Below are 15,646 nucleotides of genomic sequence, written 5' to 3'. Positions count from 1 at the left end.
TCAGTCCAATCCCGATCGCCTGCGGGGTGAGCTGTCGGGTGCGGGCTGGGATGGCCCGGCCGGTCCGCCCCTGGCCGTCGGTACTGCGTGGGAAACGTTCTCCCCACACCGGATGGCTGGGACGAGCCTGCTTAACCCCAAGGGCGTCAGAGACGCCCGGATGGTGGGTCCCCCACTCCTGCCCGTTGCGGTGCGTACTAGGACCAGCCGCTCGCACGTCGGGCAGGACTCGGCGTCCGTCCGAGCGACCTCGCCGGGTGGCGAGTGATCGGCACTCTAGCGAGAACGGTTCAGGGGGCGCAAACCGGGGTGGTTCGGAGTAACCAGGTTGGGACGCGCGAACGGCGGAGCCCGACGGTGCCGCCCGATCGGGTGGCGGGGTGTGCCGCCGGCGTCGTGGGGTACCACCACGACGGACGTCGGCGCCCGGTGCGGAGTTGGTGGCCGACCGGCCCGTTTCGGAGCGCGCAGCGGAGATCGTCCGGGCGTCCGGGCGGGCCGGTCGGGGCGAGTCGGTGAGCTCCCCTGGCCGGTGTCACCGGGGTGGGAAGGTCGTCCGGGTGGCGTGACGCGCGTCCCCGCGTCCCGGGCCGGATGGACTACGTGCGGACGGTGCCGTTCGGCGGCGCGGCGATCGGCCGGATGGCTACCGCGCGTGATGCGGCGCTCAGCCGAAGGTGGCGTGCCAGGTCGCCGGGCCGACGATGCCGTCGACGGCCAGACCGTGGCTTCCCTGGAAGGAGCGGGCGGCGGCGGCCGAACGTGGCCCGAAGTGGCCGTCCACCGCGATCGGGTAGCCGAGCTGGCTCATCCGGGTCTGCCAGGCGCGCACGTCGGCCCGGTCCTGCCCGACCAGCGCGGCCGTGAGGTTGCGGGTGAAGTTCGGGGTGGTGGAGGCGGCGGGACGAGCGGTCAGCGGGGCCCGCGTCGCCGAGCGCGACGCCTGCGCCGCGCCGCTGGCCGACGAGCCGCCCGCGAGCTGGTCGGCGCCCATGCCGCGACCGCAGACCGGCCACTGGCCGAAGCCGGAGCGCTGGGCGAGGCGGAGGGCGGCCTCGTCCTGGACCGCCGGGGCCGCCTCGTGTGGCAGACCGGAGTAGCCGAGACTGTGCCAGGTGCTGGCCGAGAACTGGAAGGCGCCGTAGTAGCCGTTTCCGGTGTTGGTCGTGTAATCACCGCCGGACTCGCACTGCCGCAGACCCGCCCAGGTGCTGGCCGCCTCGGCCGGCTGGCTGACGGCAAGAGTGCCGCCGACCGCCGCCGCGAGAACCGGAGCAACCATGAGGGCCCGCGCCCGGATGCGGGTGCCGGCGCTCCATTGTCGGCCACTGGTACGTGCGTCGGACATATGTTTGTGGTCCTTCCCCACGCCTGCGAGGTGAGCTGTCGGATTCGGGCTGGGAACTGCCCGGCCATGCCAGGGATTCCTGGGGACGTGCGTCGCACCGAAAGACCCTGGTGCGTCCGTCGCTCATGGCTTCACCCCGAGAGCATCGAATCCCTTCGACGCTCGGAGATGGTTCCCCCGTTCCTGCCGCCCGGTCTGGCGAAATCGTCGGCCGGGGGCAGGATTCGGCGTGCCGCCCGACGAATGCCGGACGTTGTTGTCGGCACGGCGAAGACCATAACCACGCCGGCCGGCGAGTCGCCAAGCATTGAATAGGTCACGTGAAAAAGAGCACAGTCGGCGCGCCTGCTTGAGCACCCGTGGGGTGACTGGTATCGCGCGTGCGCGCCCGCTCATCAACCTGGCGTTATCGCGGGCGGGGGTATTTGTGGCCGGCTGATCACCCTGTTTGCCGATGGGTGATGGCGAGCGGAGCGTGGTGAATCACGCCGAATGGGTGACCTGCGGGAAAGCAACATCGACTGTGCCCCGGCGCGCCGGATGGGCGCAATGCGCCGCTTACCCGGGTTCGTCCGGGCCAGCCTACTCATGTGAGAAAAACAACGGAAACCTGGTGGTGACTTACGACCTTGTCATGCAGCTGCGGGAAGCACGCGGCGGCGTAGCGGGGCCCCAAGGCCCAGCTCCCGGGCAGGATGTCCTGGTTGGGTGCGCGGGGCTTCCGATGCGGTAGCACGTCCGTCTCGTGTGGGTCGATCTGGCCGAAACCTGCTGCTGATAAGCGTGACCAGGCAACGGACCCGAGGTGGACCACTCGGCGAAAGACAGTGGTCCCCCAGTCGCGTGACGCAACTGGGGGACCGCGGGTGGTCGCATGATACGGGACATCGTCGGGACGATCGATGGGGCGGATCTCCCGGATGTCCGTTCTGTGCCGGTCGCTTCGTCCCGACGTCGGGGTGCCGCCGGGAAACCGCGCGGCCGTCGGAACGGACGGCGATGCGCGTCGGGGCCGGTCCCGGCGACGTGCCGGCCGGGGCCGGCGGAGCTGACAGAGCCGACGGATCCGAGGAAAGCCACAGATCAGCCGGCCCGGCCCCGGATGTGCCCGGGTCGGGCCGGTCGGCGCCCGGCGGCACACCCGGCGCGGCGATCGCCGGGTGTCATCCTCCGGGTCGGGAGTGTTGCGGTCGGGTCGGGCTCGGAAGCGGGCGGTGCTATGCCCTGCTGAGGGACCGGCCGGCGGAGCGGAGGTCCTCGCACGCCTGGGCCACCCGGGCCGCCATGCCGCTTTCGGCGAGCTTTCCGTAGGTGCGCGGGTCGTATGCCTTCTTCGCCCCGACCTCGCCGTCCACCTTGAGTACCCCGTCATAGTTCTTGAAGACGTGGTCCACGATGGGGCGGGTAAATGCGTACTGGGTGTCGGTGTCCACATTCATCTTCACGACGCCGTAGTCCAGGGTCTCTCGGATCTCGCTGAGGTCCGAGCCGCTGCCGCCGTGGAAGACGAGGTCGAACGGCTTCGATCCGGCCGGCAGACCCAGCTTCTGGGCGACGTGGTCCTGACCCTCGCGAAGAATCGTCGGACGAAGCTTGACGTTTCCCGGCTTGTACACCCCGTGCACGTTGCCGAAGGTCGCGGCCAGCAGGTAACGGCCCTTCTCGCCCGAACCGAGGACTTCGGCGGTCCGCCACATGTCGCCCGGCGTGGTGTAGAGCTTCTCGTCGATCGCGCCGACGACGCCGTCCTCCTCGCCGCCGACGACGCCGATCTCGACCTCAAGGACGATCTTCGCGGCGGCGGCGTCGGCGAGCAGTTCCTCGGCGATCTTGAGGTTCTCCTCGAGCTCGACGGCCGAGCCGTCCCACATGTGGGACTGGAACAGCGGCTCGCGGCCGGCGGCGACCCGCTCCTTCGAGATCGCGATGAGCGGCCGGATGTAGGTGTCGAGCTTGTCCGCCGGGCAGTGGTCGGTGTGCAGCGCGATGGTGACCGGGTAGGCCTTCGCGACGTGGTGGGCGTACTCGGCCAGGGCCTCCGCGCCCAGGACCATGTTCTTCACCGTCGAACCGGACAGGTACTCCGCCCCGCCGGTGGAGACCTGCACGATTCCGTCGCTGCCCGCCTCCGCGAATCCCCGCAGGGCGGCGTTGAGGGTCTGCGACGAGGTGACGTTGATCGCGGGGTAGGCGAAGGACTCGGACTTTGCCCGGTCGAGCATCTGGGCGTAGGTCTCTGGGGTGGCGATGGGCATCGGTGGGGCTCCTTGTCGAAGCTGTCGGGGCGCCGATCAGCCATGGACGGCGGCGCTGAGCAGCCCGACAGGGCCGGCAGACCGCCGTTGGACTGTTGGTGGGCGAAGGGTATGACGGCTCGCCCCGTCGGGGTGGTCGGATGCGGCCGACGTCGCCGGGACAAAGTCGGTCATCGACCCGGCGCCGGTGCGCATTGCCTGTTCGGCGGGAGGTCGGGGGTCGCCGAGCGGCGAGACCAGGGGTGGGGGGAGCCGATGGCCCGGACGGGTGTGGTCCGTCGGCAGGCCGAGACACCGACCGTGGCGACGCGCCCGCCACCCGGCCGGACCCGCCCGGCACACTGGTCACGTGGACGTCGGCAGTCTGTCCGGGACGACGCTGTACATCGTCCTTTTCGCGATGATATTCACCGAGAGCGGGATCCTGATCGGGTTCTGGCTTCCCGGGGACACGATCCTGTTCGCGGCCGGCCTGGTCGCCGCGGACGCGGGCGCGGACGTCTCCATCTATGTCCTGTCCGTGGGGGTCGCTCTGGCCGCCAGCGCCGGCGCCGCCGCGGGCTATTACACCGGGCACCGGCTGGGCCGGCCCTTCCTCGAGCGCCGCTACGCCCCCGCCCTGGCCCGGACGGAGGAGTTCTACCGACGGTTCGGGGCGGTCACCCTGGTGGCCGCCCGGTTCGTCCCGTGGGCGCGGACGTTCGCCCCGGTCCTGGCCGGGGCCGTGGCCATGCCGTGGCACCGCTTCCTCCTCGCGGTGGTGTCCGGCGCGGTGGTGTGGGGGACCGGGCTGATCCTGCTGGGCTACGCGGCATCCGCCATCCCTGGCCTGCGCGACGCCACCGGCTGGCTCGCGCTGGTGGTGGTGGCCGTGTCCGTCCTGGCGGGGGTCGGGGGCGAGCTGCTGCGCCGCCGCACCGCCCGGGGCCGGTCCGCGCGCGGTCAGTCAGACCCCGAGGCGGCCACCGCCGACCGGGGGACGGCAAGCGATGATCCCCACCCGGACGGCGATTCGCCCGCGGCACCGGTGCCGGCCGCGGAACCGGACCCCTCGGCCGCCTCGGCGACCGATCGGGACCGGTGACCGCCGGGTCCGCGCCACAGGTCGTCGACCGCTCGCCGCGACCCGCCGCCGGAGGACGTCGGCCGAGTACGCCGGCGTTGTCCCCGTGTGCGTCGTGCGGAGGGGTTGCTGCCCCGGTCGCTCCGGCGGGTAATCTCCACCACACGACTACCAGATCACATCGGGTAGGCAATGGGTGTCGATGATGGTAATTCCTGACTACTCCTAGCTAGCCTTGATCGATCCAGGCACGAGGTCGGGGGGGCCGACCGAGCGAAGGGTCCGATGCAGCGCACGCGTAATCGCCACCGGGCGCCCCGCCGCCCGGTGCTGCCCGCGTGGACAGTGGCGGCGGGCGTCCTGTTGGCCACGCTCGCGCTCGCGCTGTGGGTCACCGACCGTGCTGGAACGGCAACCGGGAGACTCGCCGCCCGGATGGCCGGCGCGCCGTCGACGGCCGAGGGGGCGCCCCCGGGGAGCCCCGCCGGCGCGGACGCGGGCACAGCCACGGGCCGGGCCGGCTCCGGCTCCCTCGGCGCGGCGCGCACGCCGGCCCGAGAGCTGGCGGCGCCCATCGGCGGCGCTGCCGGGTCGCCGTCGGCGCGGCGGCCCGACCCGGGTGCGCCGGAAACGGCCTCTGCGGGCACCCCCCGCCCGGCCGCGCCCGGCCAGCCGACGGCCCGGGCCCGCCTGATCGCCGACGTGATCGCGGCCACGAACCGGGCCCGGCGGGCGGCCGGCTGCCCGGATCTGGTGGCCGACCCGGTGCTGACGGCGGCGGCCGGGGCGCACAGCATCGACATGGCCGTGTCCGGCTACTTCCGCCACGACAGCCCCGACGGCCGTAGCCCGTTCGACCGGATGGCGGCGGCGGGCTTCGACTACTCCGTCGCCGCGGAGAACATCGCCGCCGGCCAGCGCAGTGCCGCCGAGGTCGTCCGGGACTGGATGGACAGCCCCGAGCACCGGGCGAACATCCTCACCTGCTCGCTGACGCGGATCGGCGTCGGCCTCGCGACGGGCGGGAGCTACGGCTACTACTGGACGCAGGACTTCGCGACCCCCGAAACGGGCCCCTGACCCGATCGGCCGGCCCGGCTCGGGCAGGTACCCGGGAGGCGTCGCCCGCGCCCGGCACCGGCGGATTCCGGTTTCGGGCGTGGAGGGGGCCGTCCGGCCGGGTCGACTCGCGCCGATGGTCCGCGGCCGCCGGCCGGTCGATCCCGTAGGGTCGGGACGTCGTCGCCGACGGCAGCGAGGGCGGCACGGCCGGCGGAGCGGACCGCGGCGATCGCGACAGGACCGTCGACGCGGGTGACCCGGGCATGGGTGACCCGGGTAGGAGGAGTGGGCCGTGGTTCGGGCGGTGGTCACCGGCGCGGCCGGGTTTCTGGGCGGAGCGCTTGCGCATGCCCTGCGCGAACAGGGCGCCGACGTCGTCGCGCTGGACGTCCGGCGCGCGCCCGGCGTGGTGCAGGCCGACATCAGCCGGCCCGGCACCTGGGAGCAGGCGCTCGACGGCGCCGAACTGGTAATCCACGCCGCCGCCGTGGGCACCGGCGGTGTCGCGGAGCTCACCCCGGTGCGCCCGGGGCGCGCCGGGGCGCCGCGGCGGGTCTCCGGTGCCGAGGTCCGGCGGGTGACCCTCGGCGGTACCGCCGCCCTGCTCGACGCGGCCGCCCGCGCCGGGGTCGCGCGTTTCCTGCATCTGTCCTGTGTGGACGTGCTGTCGCGGGTGACGCCGCGTGACGGCGAACGCGCCGAGGTCAGCCGGGTGAACGGGCCGCTGGTGGACGAGTCCGCCCCGGTCGGCCTCACCGGCGACGTGCGGGCCGACGCGCTCGCCGCCGCCGAGCAGGCGGTGGGTTCGGCCGCGGCGCACGGGCTCGGAGCCACCGTGGTGCGCATCGGCGACGCCTACGGCCCCCGGGCGGGGCGCTGGACACTGTGGCCGGTGCTGCTCATGCGGGCCGGCCGGTTCGTCCTGGTGGACGGCGGGCGCGGGGTTCTCAGTCCGGTCCACGTCGATGACGTGGTCGCCGCGGTGACGGCGGTCGCCGCCGCGGACCGCGCCGCGGTCGCCGGCCAGGTGCTGCACGTCACCGGGGGCGAGCAGGTCAGCGCCGCCGAGTTCTTCGGGTACTACAGCCGGATGCTGGACCTGCCCTCGCCGCGGTCCGTGCCGGGCCGGCTGCTCGGGGCCGTGGACGCGTGGGACCGGGTGCGGGCCCTCGGCGCGGGGCTGGCGGCACCGAGGTCCCCGGCGTCGGCAGGCGGTGCGCTGGCGAGCGGTGTGTCGGCGGGCGGTGTGTCGGCGGGCGGGGTGTCCGCGGGCGGTGGGTCCGCCGCGGCGGAGCCGGAGCCGGCCGGGACTGCGCCGGCCGCGCCGCCCGGGGTCGCCTCGCCGCCGCCCGTGCCGGGCCGACCCGCCGCAGCCCTGGTCCGCGGCCTCGGCGCGCGGCTCGTGGCCGGCGTCGACCCGCGCGCCCGGGTGGACCTCGGCGCGCTCGGCGTGCGCGAACTGACCCGGGACGCCGGCTTCTCCATCAGCCGGATCGGCAGCCTGGCCGGCTGGTCGCCCGCCGTGCCCCTCGCCGACGGCATGGACCGCACCGAGTCGTGGCTGCGGGAACGGGGCCTGCTCGGGGTCCGGGAACCGTCCCGCCGTGGGTGAAGGGCCCACCCTCACCACCCCTCGGCTGCTCGCCCTGCCGCTGACCGTCTGGAACGCCGGCTACGTCGCCGAGGAGCTCGCGCCGGCACTGGCGTTCACGGCGGTGGTCGCCCGTTCCGGCGGGCGCGGCGGGGACGGGCTCGGCCCGTACGGCGGGATCGTCGGCACGGATCCGCACGCGCCCGCCCCGGATCCTCTCGACCCGGCCGCGTCGCTGCGCCGCGAGTTACGCCGTCGGGCCGGCGCCGGGCGCTCGGTGCTGACCTGGGTGCTGCGGCGCAGGTCGGGGCCGGCGGCCGTCGGCCTGGTCGCCGCGGACACCCACGGCCGCCGCGCCGTGGTCGGGGTGTCGATCGTGCTCGGCTGCCGGCGCGAGGGCTACGCGACCGAGGCCGTCCGCGCGGTCGCCGGCTGGTTCGAGTACCGCGGCGCCCTGGTGGAGACGAGGATCCGCCGCGGCGACGGGATCGGAAAGCGCCTGGGACAGGCGACCTCGTTCGTGCCCACCCCCGTCCTGATAGCCGACTGGTGGCGGATCTGGCTGCGTCCGCCGACGGGTTGATCACCCTTGAGATCACGCACCGTCACGTGGCCCGGTTGGGCGCCCGCCAGCCCGGACGTCACCGGCGGCGTTGCGGCGTTTCCCTGCCCGGACCGGCCCGTTTCCTGGTCGCCGGACCGAAAGTGCCTGCCCAGCGTTGATTGATGGGCCTGTGCAAAGTTGTGTCGGCGTTGCCGTGACAGTGTCCTCCTGTCAACCAGGCGACAGCCGTCTTCTCGTAATTTCGGCGGCATAGGGCGCGCGGTGGACACGCCGCGGTGGCAGCCCCCTGTTCAGACCGTGATGCCCTGGGGCACCATGTAAAGCGATGTCGCGACCGTTGGCCGACGGGCTGAGTGAGGGCGGGGCGTCCGGGACGGTCCGTGGGAGGTCCGTCTCGCGTCCGGGGAGGGGAGCCCGAACGGTTCGGCGCTACCTGCGCCTGGGAGGTCAGCAGCATGAGCGTGGATACCCCTCGGGGGACACCGGCCGGAGTTCGGCCGGGGGAGGTCACCTACGACCACCTGATCATTCCGTCGCACTGGCGGCGGTCCAACGAGTCCACGCCGGGCGCGCCCAACGCGTTGTTCCCACCCGATGGTGGCGCCTCGCCCCAGCAGGTCCCGCCGCCGATCAACCCGACGACCGGGGCGATGACCGGTCCCCTGCTCGTCGGGACCACCGCGCGGGCCTTCGCCAAGCTGGATGACCTGATCCGGCTCAGTGCCGAGGACAAGGCCGTGATCGCCGCCCGGCGCGACGAGGCGGAGCGGGCGCTGCGGGCGATCTTCCCGCCCCGGTGCGCGCTGCCGCTGGTCGGCGTCGCGACGATCGGCTCGGCCGGCCGGGACACCATGATCCAGCCGCTCGACGAGGTCGACATCTTCGCCGTCTTCTCCGCCGCGAACAGCGCGTGGAAGCGGTTCCGCTGGGACTCGCGCGACCTGGTGCTCTGCGTGCGCAACGCGATCGGGGGCGAGCGGATCCAGACGATCGGCAGCCGCGGCCAGGCGCTGCGCATCGTCTACGACTCGCCGCCGGACGTGCACCTCGTCCCGGCGTTCGACCACCCCCGAGCCGGCTACGTCATGCCCGATCGGGTCGGCGGCTGGCTGCCGACCCGCCCGGAGCGGCACACCAGCTGGACCGCGGACCTCGGCCCCCGGGTGATCTCGGCGGTGCGTCTGCTCAAGGCGTGGAACCGGGTCTGCGGCAGCCACCTGCGCTCCTTCCACATCGAGGCGCTCGCCGGGCAGGTCCTCGCCGGTCGAGGGCTCAACACCCGGCAGGGGCTGGCCGAGGTCTTCCGCCACATGGACGAGGTCGGCCTGGTCGCGGCGGATCCCGCGGACGTCGGCGGCGACCTGTCCGCCTACCTGCGCCCCGAGGACGTCGACGCGCTCGCGGGGACCATCCGGCTCGCCCGCATCTACTCGGCGAAGGCGGTCGACGCGGAGCAGGCCGGGGACCACGAGGAGGCCGTGGCACTCTGGGGCTCGGTGTTCGGCCCGGAGTTCCCGACCTTCGGCTGAGGCGTCAGGTCATCCACCGGTCCGGCACGGCCGCGCGGCGCCCCAGCCGGGACCGCTCGGCCTGGGCGGCGACGATCCGCAGTGCCTCGGCCCGGTCGCGCAGGCCGGCTCGCACCCGCACCGGCCCGCCGGTGGTGTCCAGGTGCACGTCGGCGAGGCGCAGCACCCGGGCCAGCGGGTTCGCTACCAGGCGGATGCTCTGCACCTTGCCGTGCGGGATCAGATCTGTGTACCGGCGCAGCAGCCCGTGGCGCGCGACGAAGACCACGTCGTCGGCGCCGCAGGACAGCATCCGCCAGTGGATCGGGGCGAGCAGCGCGGCCCGTCTCGGCGGACGGGCCAGCTCGACCGCGGCCACATCCACCCCGGGCAGCAGCTTGCCGATCAGCTCCAGCGCCTCGTCCCGGCGGGCGACCGGCAGCAGGACCGACGGCCCGCTGCCGGCCACGTTCATCCGGATGGTCACCCAGCCGCACAGGCGCCACAGCAACGGTTCCCCGACGCTGATCGCCTGGACGCGCCCCGGCGGGACGGTGGCGTGGGCGCGTTCGAGCAGCCCGCTGTCGATGCGCAGCCCGTCCGGCGACTCGGACACGGCGTACGGATAGCCGGCGGCGAAGATCCGGAAGGTGGTGTGCCAGAGCCAGCCGAGCAGCGGGATCGCGCCCAGGACACCGGCGCGGGTGCCGGTGAGCAGCGACGGCGTGGCGATCGCCGCCGCCCCGAACACCGCCGCCCACGGCGCGGGCGACAGGGCGATCGCGGCGATCAGCCGTCTCGGCGGCACCTCGGCGAGGGGATGGAACGGCGCCTCGCCGACGTCGGGGGCGAGTCCGGCCGCGGTGGCGAGCAGCTCGGCGCGCAGCCGGTGGGCGTGCCCGATCGACAGGTACCGCAGGTCGGATCCGGAGTCGCCGCCGTCGGCGTCGGACCGTTCCCGGCGTTCCCGGCCCGCCAGGTCCAGGCGCAGGATCGCCAGCCCGATCATCCGGGCGAGCAGTGGCTGGACGATGTCCACCGACTGCAGCCGGTCCAGCCGGACGTAGCGGGTGCGCCGGACCAGCAGGCCGGTGTCCAGCCGCAGGCCGTCGCGATCGAGCCGGTACCGGGTGAACCGCCAGGCACAGTAGCCGTAGGTCCCGGCGGCCGGGATCAGGAAGATGAGGGTCAGGCCGACGGCCCGGGCGGTGACGTCCTCGGCGAGGTTGCGCCCGACGGTCGCGGCGAACGCGGCGACGATCACCCAGCCGCGCAGGAACGGTGTGAGGGGATGCAGCCGGTGGAACCCGTCCGGCGCGGTCACCGGCGCGGCGTCCCGTCGGGTGGTCCTCCGCTCGGCGACCTCCCGCTCGGCGACCTCCCGCTCAGTGGTCTCCTGGTCGGTGGTCTCCTGGTCGGTGGTCTCCCGCTCGGTGGTCTCCCGCTCGGTGGTCACAGTCCGGCCGACCGGGCTTCGCCGCGTTCCGTGAGGGCGTCGCGCAGTCGGGCGGCCTCCCGCGGCGGCAACCCCGGGATGACGGCATCGCTGGCCGCCGCCGCGGTGTGCAGTTGCACCCTGGCGACGCCGAAGCGCCGGGCGAGCGGTCCGGCGGTCACGTCGACGAGCTGCATCCGTCCGTAGGGCACCACGACCAGGCGGCGCACCAGCACGCCCCGGCTGATCAGCAGATCGTCCTCCCGCTCGGCGTAGCGCCAGGCCCGCCAGCCCACGCCGATGGATCGCCAGGCCGCGGCGGCGACCAGCAGGGGGACGACGGTGAGCAGGACCCAGGGCCAGCCGCCGACCGACAGCGAGATCAGCAGGGTGAGCGCCACCGCCGGGACGGCCGCGAGGACCAGCAGCGTCCGTCGTAGCCTCCGCAGCTCCGGCGGCAGGACCCGCCACCGTTCGGGATCCGGCAGGAGAGCGTCGGGCATGTCGCAACGATAAGTCGCGCCTCGGATACGTCCGACCGGAATGGGACGAGTGGATCGCTGCCGTCCTGGTGACCGGCGCGGCTCTCACCCGTTCGGGCGTCCGCGGGGCATCCGTGGTCGTCGGCGAGCCTGGGCGGGTGTCGGCGGGTGTCGGCGGGTGTTGGCGGGTGTCGGCGGGCGTTTGCGGGTGTCGGCGGGCGTTTGCGGGTCTAGACGGGATGCCGGGGTGTCCGCGGGCGCGGCGGGGACGCCGGCGCGCTGGGGGAGATCGCCGGGGGCGTGCCGCCGGCGGTGTCGTCCGGGCGGGCCAACCGGCTGGGCCACCAGATGCGCCGGCCGATGTCCAGCGTCAGCGCGGGCACGAGGATCGACCGCACGACCAGGGTGTCGAGCAGGACGCCGAACGCGACCACGAAGCCGATCTCGGCGAGCTGGACGAGCGGAAAGATGATCAGGGCGGAGAAGGTGGCGGCGAGCACGACGCCCGCGGAGGTGATGACGCCGCCGGTGACGGCCAGCGCGTGCAGCACACCGGGCCGGGGCCCGATCCGCGCTGCCTCCTCGCGCACCCGGGTCATCAGGAAGATGTTGTAGTCCACGCCGAGCGCTACCAGGAAGATGAACGCCAGTAGCGGCAGCGAGGGGTCGGCGCCGGGAAAGCCGAAGATCCAGCGGTAGGCGACCGCGCTCGCGCCGAGCGCGGCGAGGTAGGACAGCACCACCGTCGCCATGAGCATCAGCGGGGCGACGATCGCGCGGAGCAGGAACATCAGCACCACGAGCACGACCGCGAGAACCAGCGGGATGATCACCTGGCGGTCCCGCACGGCCGCGTGCCGCACGTCGAGGTTCACCGCCGTGTTCCCCCCGACCAGCGCGCCCGCTCCCGGCACCCGGTGCACCCTGGATCGCAGCTCGCGCACGGCGTCGAACGAGGCCGGGCTGTCCGGTCGGTCGCCCAGGACGACGACGAACTGCACCCGGTCGCCGGCGCGGCCGGCCTCGGCCACCCCCGCCACCCCCGGCGTCGCCCGGATCACGGCAGCGACCTGGGGCGCGACCCGTCCGGCGGCGATGACGTACGTCGGCGCCGAGACGCCCGGCGGGAAGTCCGCGGAGATCAGCTCGATGCCGCGCACCGACTCCACCCGGTGCCGGAAGCCCTCGTCCTGCCGCAGCGAGGTGTTCATCGTGAGCAGGCCGACGATGAGGCCACCCAGCACCAACGAGGTCCCCACCCACACCGTCCGCGGGCGCCGGTCGATCGCCGCGCCGATTCTGACCCAGCGTCCCGGCTCCTCGGCGAGGTCGAACTCGGTGAGGTCCTCGTGGCCCGGGGCGGTGGGCGCGGCCAGCGCGTTGTCGTGGGCGGCCCGCGCCGCCGGCCCCCGCCGGGCCGTGTCGGTGACGGGGGGATGCTCCCCGAACCGGGGGATCAGCGGCCAGAACAGCCGGCGTCCGCAGAGCACCATCGCCGCCGGCAGCAGCGTGGTCATCGTCACCAGGGCGGTCGAGATGCCGATCGCGCCGACCGGCCCGAGCCCGCGGTCGGAGGCCAGCACCCCGAACAGCAGGCAGAGCATCCCGATGACGACGGTGCCGGCGGAGGCCAGGACCGCGGGACCGGCGTGCCGCATCGCCTCCCGCATGGCGCGGCGCGGATCCCGGTGGCGGGTGAGTTCCTCCCGATAGCGGGCGATGAGCAGCAGGGCGTAGTCCGTGCCGGCCCCGAAGACGAGCACCCGCAGGATGCCGGAACTCTGCCCGTTGACGGTCAGCACGCCGTGCCGGGCGAGCAGACTGACGATCCCGGCGGCGGTCTGGTCGGCGATCCCCACCGACACCAGGGGGACCAGCCACAGCAGCGGGCTGCGATAGACCACCAGCAGGATCACGGCGACGATCCCCGCGGTGACGAGGAGCAGCCGGCTCTCGATCGTCCGGAACATCTGGAAGGCGTCGGCGACCAGCCCCGCCGGCCCGGTGATCGCGGTCTCGGTCCCGGCGGGGGCGATCCGGGCGGCGATCCGCCGCATCTCACGGACGTTGTCCGTGAACCGGGCGGCGTCGTCGAGCTGGGCGAGGGGGACGGTGAGGATCAGCGAGTGGCCGTCCGGGGCGACGACGGGGCCGAGGACCGGCCCGGCGGCGAAGGGCGCCAGCGCCCCACCGATGGCGGTGGCGGCGGAGCGGTCCGCCGGGGTCAGGCCCGCCGGCCTGGTCAGGACGACGACGGCGGGCACGGCATCCGCGCCGGGGAAGTGGCGTTGCGCCGCGAGCAGGCGGGTCGACTCGGCCTCTGCCGGGAGGAACGCGCTCGCGTCGTTCTTCTGGGCGTCCGCGAGGCGGAACGCCATCGGACTGGCCGCCCCGCCGATCGCGAGCCACAGGACGATGACCACCCAGGCCGAGCGGCGTCCGATCACCCACGACACGACCCGCCAGCCCCCTGTTCGGCAGTGCTGCGCCCCGGCCACCGATCGTGGTGACGGACAGCGACGATTGGTGCCGTCGCGGTTGTCCGACTCACCGTGCGTCTCGGCCCTGACGGAATCGTCGCAGCTCAGCGGCCCGGCTGCCGACTACGGCCGATGCGCTCGCGCTACCGCGGCCGGGTCTGGGGCACTCGGGTCCGGGCCGGCCAGGTCTGGGGCGGCTGAGTCTGGGGCGGCTGGGTCTGGGGCGGTCGGGTCTGGGGCGGCTGGGTCTGGGGCGGTCGGGTCTGGGGCGGCTGGGTCTGTGGGGGACCGGTCCTTGGCGGCCCAGGCGAGGGCGATGTCCGACGCGACGGCGACGTTGTTCCGCACGGCGTTGATGTTGACCTCCAGGCTCGCGCCGCCGGTCTCCCGATGGAAGGTCTCCAGGAGAAACGGGGTGACGGCCTTGCCGCGGATGCCGCGTTCGGTGGCCCAGGCCAGGGCGTCGGCCAGCACCCGGTCGTGCAGGGCCGGGTCGAGGGCCTGGTCGGTGGGCAGCGGGTTGGCCACGACGATCGCCGAGGTGAGGCCCAGCAGGTCCGCCGCAGCCATCGTCGCGGCGACCTGGCCGGCGTCGCCGACCCGCCAGTCCAGGTCGTAGGTGGTGTGGGGCAGGTAGAAGCCGGGGAAGGTCGACGTCCGATAGCCGACGACGGTGATACCCAACGTCTCGAGCCGTTCGAGGGTCGCGCCGATGTCGAGGATCGACTTGACTCCGGCGCTCACGACGGTGATCGGCATGGCCGCGAGGGTCACCAGGTCGGCGGATTCGTCGAAGCTGTCCCCTGCGCCGCGGTGCACCCCGCCGAGACCGCCGGTGGCGAACAGCCGAATCCCCACGCGGGCCGCGAGCAGAGCGGTGGACGCTACCGTCGTCGCCCCCGTCCACCCCGTCGCGCAGGCGACCGGCAGGTCACGCACGGAGAGTTTGATGACGTTGGCGTCGTCGGCGATGCGGCGCAGGTCGGGCTCGTCCAGGCCGACCCGGGGCACGCCGTCGATCACCGCGATCGTCGCGGGGGTCACTCCCCGTGCGCGCGCCAGCTCCTCCAGCTCGACGGCGACGTCGCGGTTGCGGGGCCGAGGCAGCCCGTGCGCGATCAACGTCGACTCCAACGCGACCACCGGCGCCCCGGCGGCCAGGGCGTCCCGCACGGTTGCCGAGACGACGATGTTCGATCTGCCCGCCATGCGCCGACCCTACGTCCCGTCGTCCCGACGCCTCCAGCCGATCGATGTCTCATTGCACTACTCGCGACTTACTGCCCGTGGCCCACGTCCCGTGGCCTCACTTCCCAGGGGCTCGCTACCCGGACGTTCACTGCCCGCGGGTCCGCTCGGCCCGAAACCGCAGCGGCACGCTGTACAGCGTCGCGAACCGCTCGACCGAACCGAACACGTTCTTCGCCCACTCGCTGTACTTCACGAGATACCCCGGGTTCTGATCCGCGGGCGGGGCTTGCGGGTCGGTGGTGAGCACGCCGGTGAGGACGACGAAGTCGCCGCCGCGGCCGTCGTCGTCGAGGTGTAGAGAGCTGCGCGGATTCGTCTGGATCCGGCTCAGCCGCCGCGCGGTGGGTTCGCTGTAGAGCTGGGCGCTGTCGGTGGCGAAGTCCCACAGAAACCAGACCGGCGCCGGCTGCGGGGTGCCGGACCGGTCGGTGGACGTCAGCCAGGCGATCCGGTCCTCGCCCAGCCGCCGAGCCACCTTCGCCCCGAACGCGGTGTCTGGATCGGGAAGTGCGGACATCGTCGGCTCCCACCCCTCGGCGCGGACTCGCCGGTAGGCGGCGATCGACCACTGCTTACCGTAACCTCCCGACGGGTTCGGCGCGTGAC

Annotated in this window: 12 protein-coding genes and 2 riboswitches; of the genes, 5 read left to right on the top strand and 7 right to left on the bottom strand. The window is 73.7% G+C overall.

What is annotated here, in order from left to right; genetic code table 11:
• Position 1 precedes the first annotated feature (1 nt).
• A riboswitch (cyclic di-AMP (ydaO/yuaA leader) is annotated at positions 2-203 on the bottom strand.
• Positions 204-667: 464 nt separating this feature from the next.
• Positions 668-1,348 (bottom strand): transglycosylase family protein, encoded by a 681-nt coding sequence (locus FRAAL_RS29055; protein ID WP_041939940.1) that lies wholly within the window; start codon positions 1,346-1,348, stop codon positions 668-670.
• Positions 1,349-1,355: 7 nt separating this feature from the next.
• A riboswitch (cyclic di-AMP (ydaO/yuaA leader) is annotated at positions 1,356-1,559 on the bottom strand.
• A 1,006-nt stretch (positions 1,560-2,565) separates the two neighbouring features.
• Positions 2,566-3,603, bottom strand: a complete 1,038-nt coding sequence (fbaA, locus tag FRAAL_RS29050; RefSeq protein ID WP_011607692.1) for a class II fructose-bisphosphate aldolase — start codon at positions 3,601-3,603, stop codon at positions 2,566-2,568.
• Between the two features lie 349 nt (positions 3,604-3,952).
• On the opposite strand from fbaA, the gene FRAAL_RS29045 reads away from it, so the two are divergent.
• The 5 genes from FRAAL_RS29045 to FRAAL_RS29025 all read left to right on the top strand — a co-directional run bounded on the left by FRAAL_RS29045 (position 3,953) and on the right by FRAAL_RS29025 (position 9,413).
• The gene (locus FRAAL_RS29045; RefSeq protein WP_011607691.1) at positions 3,953-4,687 is read left to right on the top strand and encodes a DedA family protein; all 735 of its coding nucleotides are present in this window, start codon (positions 3,953-3,955) and stop codon (positions 4,685-4,687) included.
• A 264-nt stretch (positions 4,688-4,951) separates the two neighbouring features.
• Positions 4,952-5,746: a CAP domain-containing protein gene (locus FRAAL_RS35915; protein ID WP_011607690.1), complete on the top strand. Its 795-nt coding sequence runs from the start codon at positions 4,952-4,954 to the stop codon at positions 5,744-5,746.
• Between the two features lie 274 nt (positions 5,747-6,020).
• Positions 6,021-7,340, top strand: a complete 1,320-nt coding sequence (locus FRAAL_RS29035; protein WP_011607689.1) for an NAD-dependent epimerase/dehydratase family protein — start codon at positions 6,021-6,023, stop codon at positions 7,338-7,340.
• Positions 7,333-7,902 carry a GNAT family N-acetyltransferase gene (locus FRAAL_RS29030; RefSeq protein ID WP_011607688.1) on the top strand — a complete coding sequence of 190 codons (570 nt, stop codon included), beginning with the start codon at positions 7,333-7,335 and terminating at the stop codon, positions 7,900-7,902. The genes FRAAL_RS29035 and FRAAL_RS29030 overlap by 8 nt, the downstream gene beginning before the upstream one ends.
• A gap of 437 nt (positions 7,903-8,339) precedes the next feature.
• Positions 8,340-9,413 carry an SMODS domain-containing nucleotidyltransferase gene (locus FRAAL_RS29025; protein ID WP_041939939.1) on the top strand — a complete coding sequence of 358 codons (1,074 nt, stop codon included), beginning with the start codon at positions 8,340-8,342 and terminating at the stop codon, positions 9,411-9,413.
• A 4-nt stretch (positions 9,414-9,417) separates the two neighbouring features.
• Here the strand turns inward: FRAAL_RS29025 and FRAAL_RS29020 are convergent, their stop codons facing one another.
• From FRAAL_RS29020 to FRAAL_RS29000, 5 genes are all read right to left on the bottom strand, one after another.
• Positions 9,418-10,848, bottom strand: a complete 1,431-nt coding sequence (locus tag FRAAL_RS29020; RefSeq protein WP_011607685.1) for a PH domain-containing protein — start codon at positions 10,846-10,848, stop codon at positions 9,418-9,420.
• A complete protein-coding gene (locus FRAAL_RS29015; protein WP_011607684.1) occupies positions 10,845-11,330 on the bottom strand; it encodes a PH domain-containing protein in 486 nt (161 codons plus the stop codon). The genes FRAAL_RS29020 and FRAAL_RS29015 overlap by 4 nt, the downstream gene beginning before the upstream one ends.
• 209 nt (positions 11,331-11,539) lie before the next feature.
• Complete coding sequence (locus FRAAL_RS29010; RefSeq protein WP_041939938.1) at positions 11,540-13,765, bottom strand: MMPL family transporter; 2,226 nt, start codon at positions 13,763-13,765, stop codon at positions 11,540-11,542.
• A 147-nt stretch (positions 13,766-13,912) separates the two neighbouring features.
• Positions 13,913-14,998, bottom strand: coding sequence for a pseudouridine-5'-phosphate glycosidase (locus FRAAL_RS29005; RefSeq protein ID WP_011607682.1), 1,086 nt, complete (start codon positions 14,996-14,998; stop codon positions 13,913-13,915).
• A 127-nt stretch (positions 14,999-15,125) separates the two neighbouring features.
• A complete protein-coding gene (locus FRAAL_RS29000) occupies positions 15,126-15,557 on the bottom strand; it encodes a TIGR03667 family PPOX class F420-dependent oxidoreductase (protein ID WP_011607681.1) in 432 nt (143 codons plus the stop codon).
• Between the last annotated feature and the right edge of the window lie 89 nt (positions 15,558-15,646).

Source organism: Frankia alni ACN14a (assembly GCF_000058485.1).
Lineage (GTDB): Bacteria > Actinomycetota > Actinomycetes > Frankiales > Frankiaceae > Frankia > Frankia alni.
Note: the sequence above shows the minus strand (reverse complement) of the source record. Positions and strands in the feature narration are given on the sequence as shown.

What these genes read in the sequence shown, in the direction of transcription:
- FRAAL_RS29055 (WP_041939940.1), bottom strand. Translation starts at nt 1,348, where the DNA reads ATGTCCGACGCACGTACCAGTGGCCGACAATGGAGCGCCGGCACCCGC.
- fbaA (WP_011607692.1), bottom strand. Translation starts at nt 3,603, where the DNA reads ATGCCCATCGCCACCCCAGAGACCTACGCCCAGATGCTCGACCGGGCA.
- FRAAL_RS35915 (WP_011607690.1), top strand. Translation starts at nt 4,952, where the DNA reads ATGCAGCGCACGCGTAATCGCCACCGGGCGCCCCGCCGCCCGGTGCTG.
- FRAAL_RS29025 (WP_041939939.1), top strand. Translation starts at nt 8,340, where the DNA reads ATGAGCGTGGATACCCCTCGGGGGACACCGGCCGGAGTTCGGCCGGGG.
- FRAAL_RS29015 (WP_011607684.1), bottom strand. Translation starts at nt 11,330, where the DNA reads ATGCCCGACGCTCTCCTGCCGGATCCCGAACGGTGGCGGGTCCTGCCG.
- FRAAL_RS29005 (WP_011607682.1), bottom strand. Translation starts at nt 14,998, where the DNA reads ATGGCGGGCAGATCGAACATCGTCGTCTCGGCAACCGTGCGGGACGCC.
- FRAAL_RS29000 (WP_011607681.1), bottom strand. Translation starts at nt 15,557, where the DNA reads ATGTCCGCACTTCCCGATCCAGACACCGCGTTCGGGGCGAAGGTGGCT.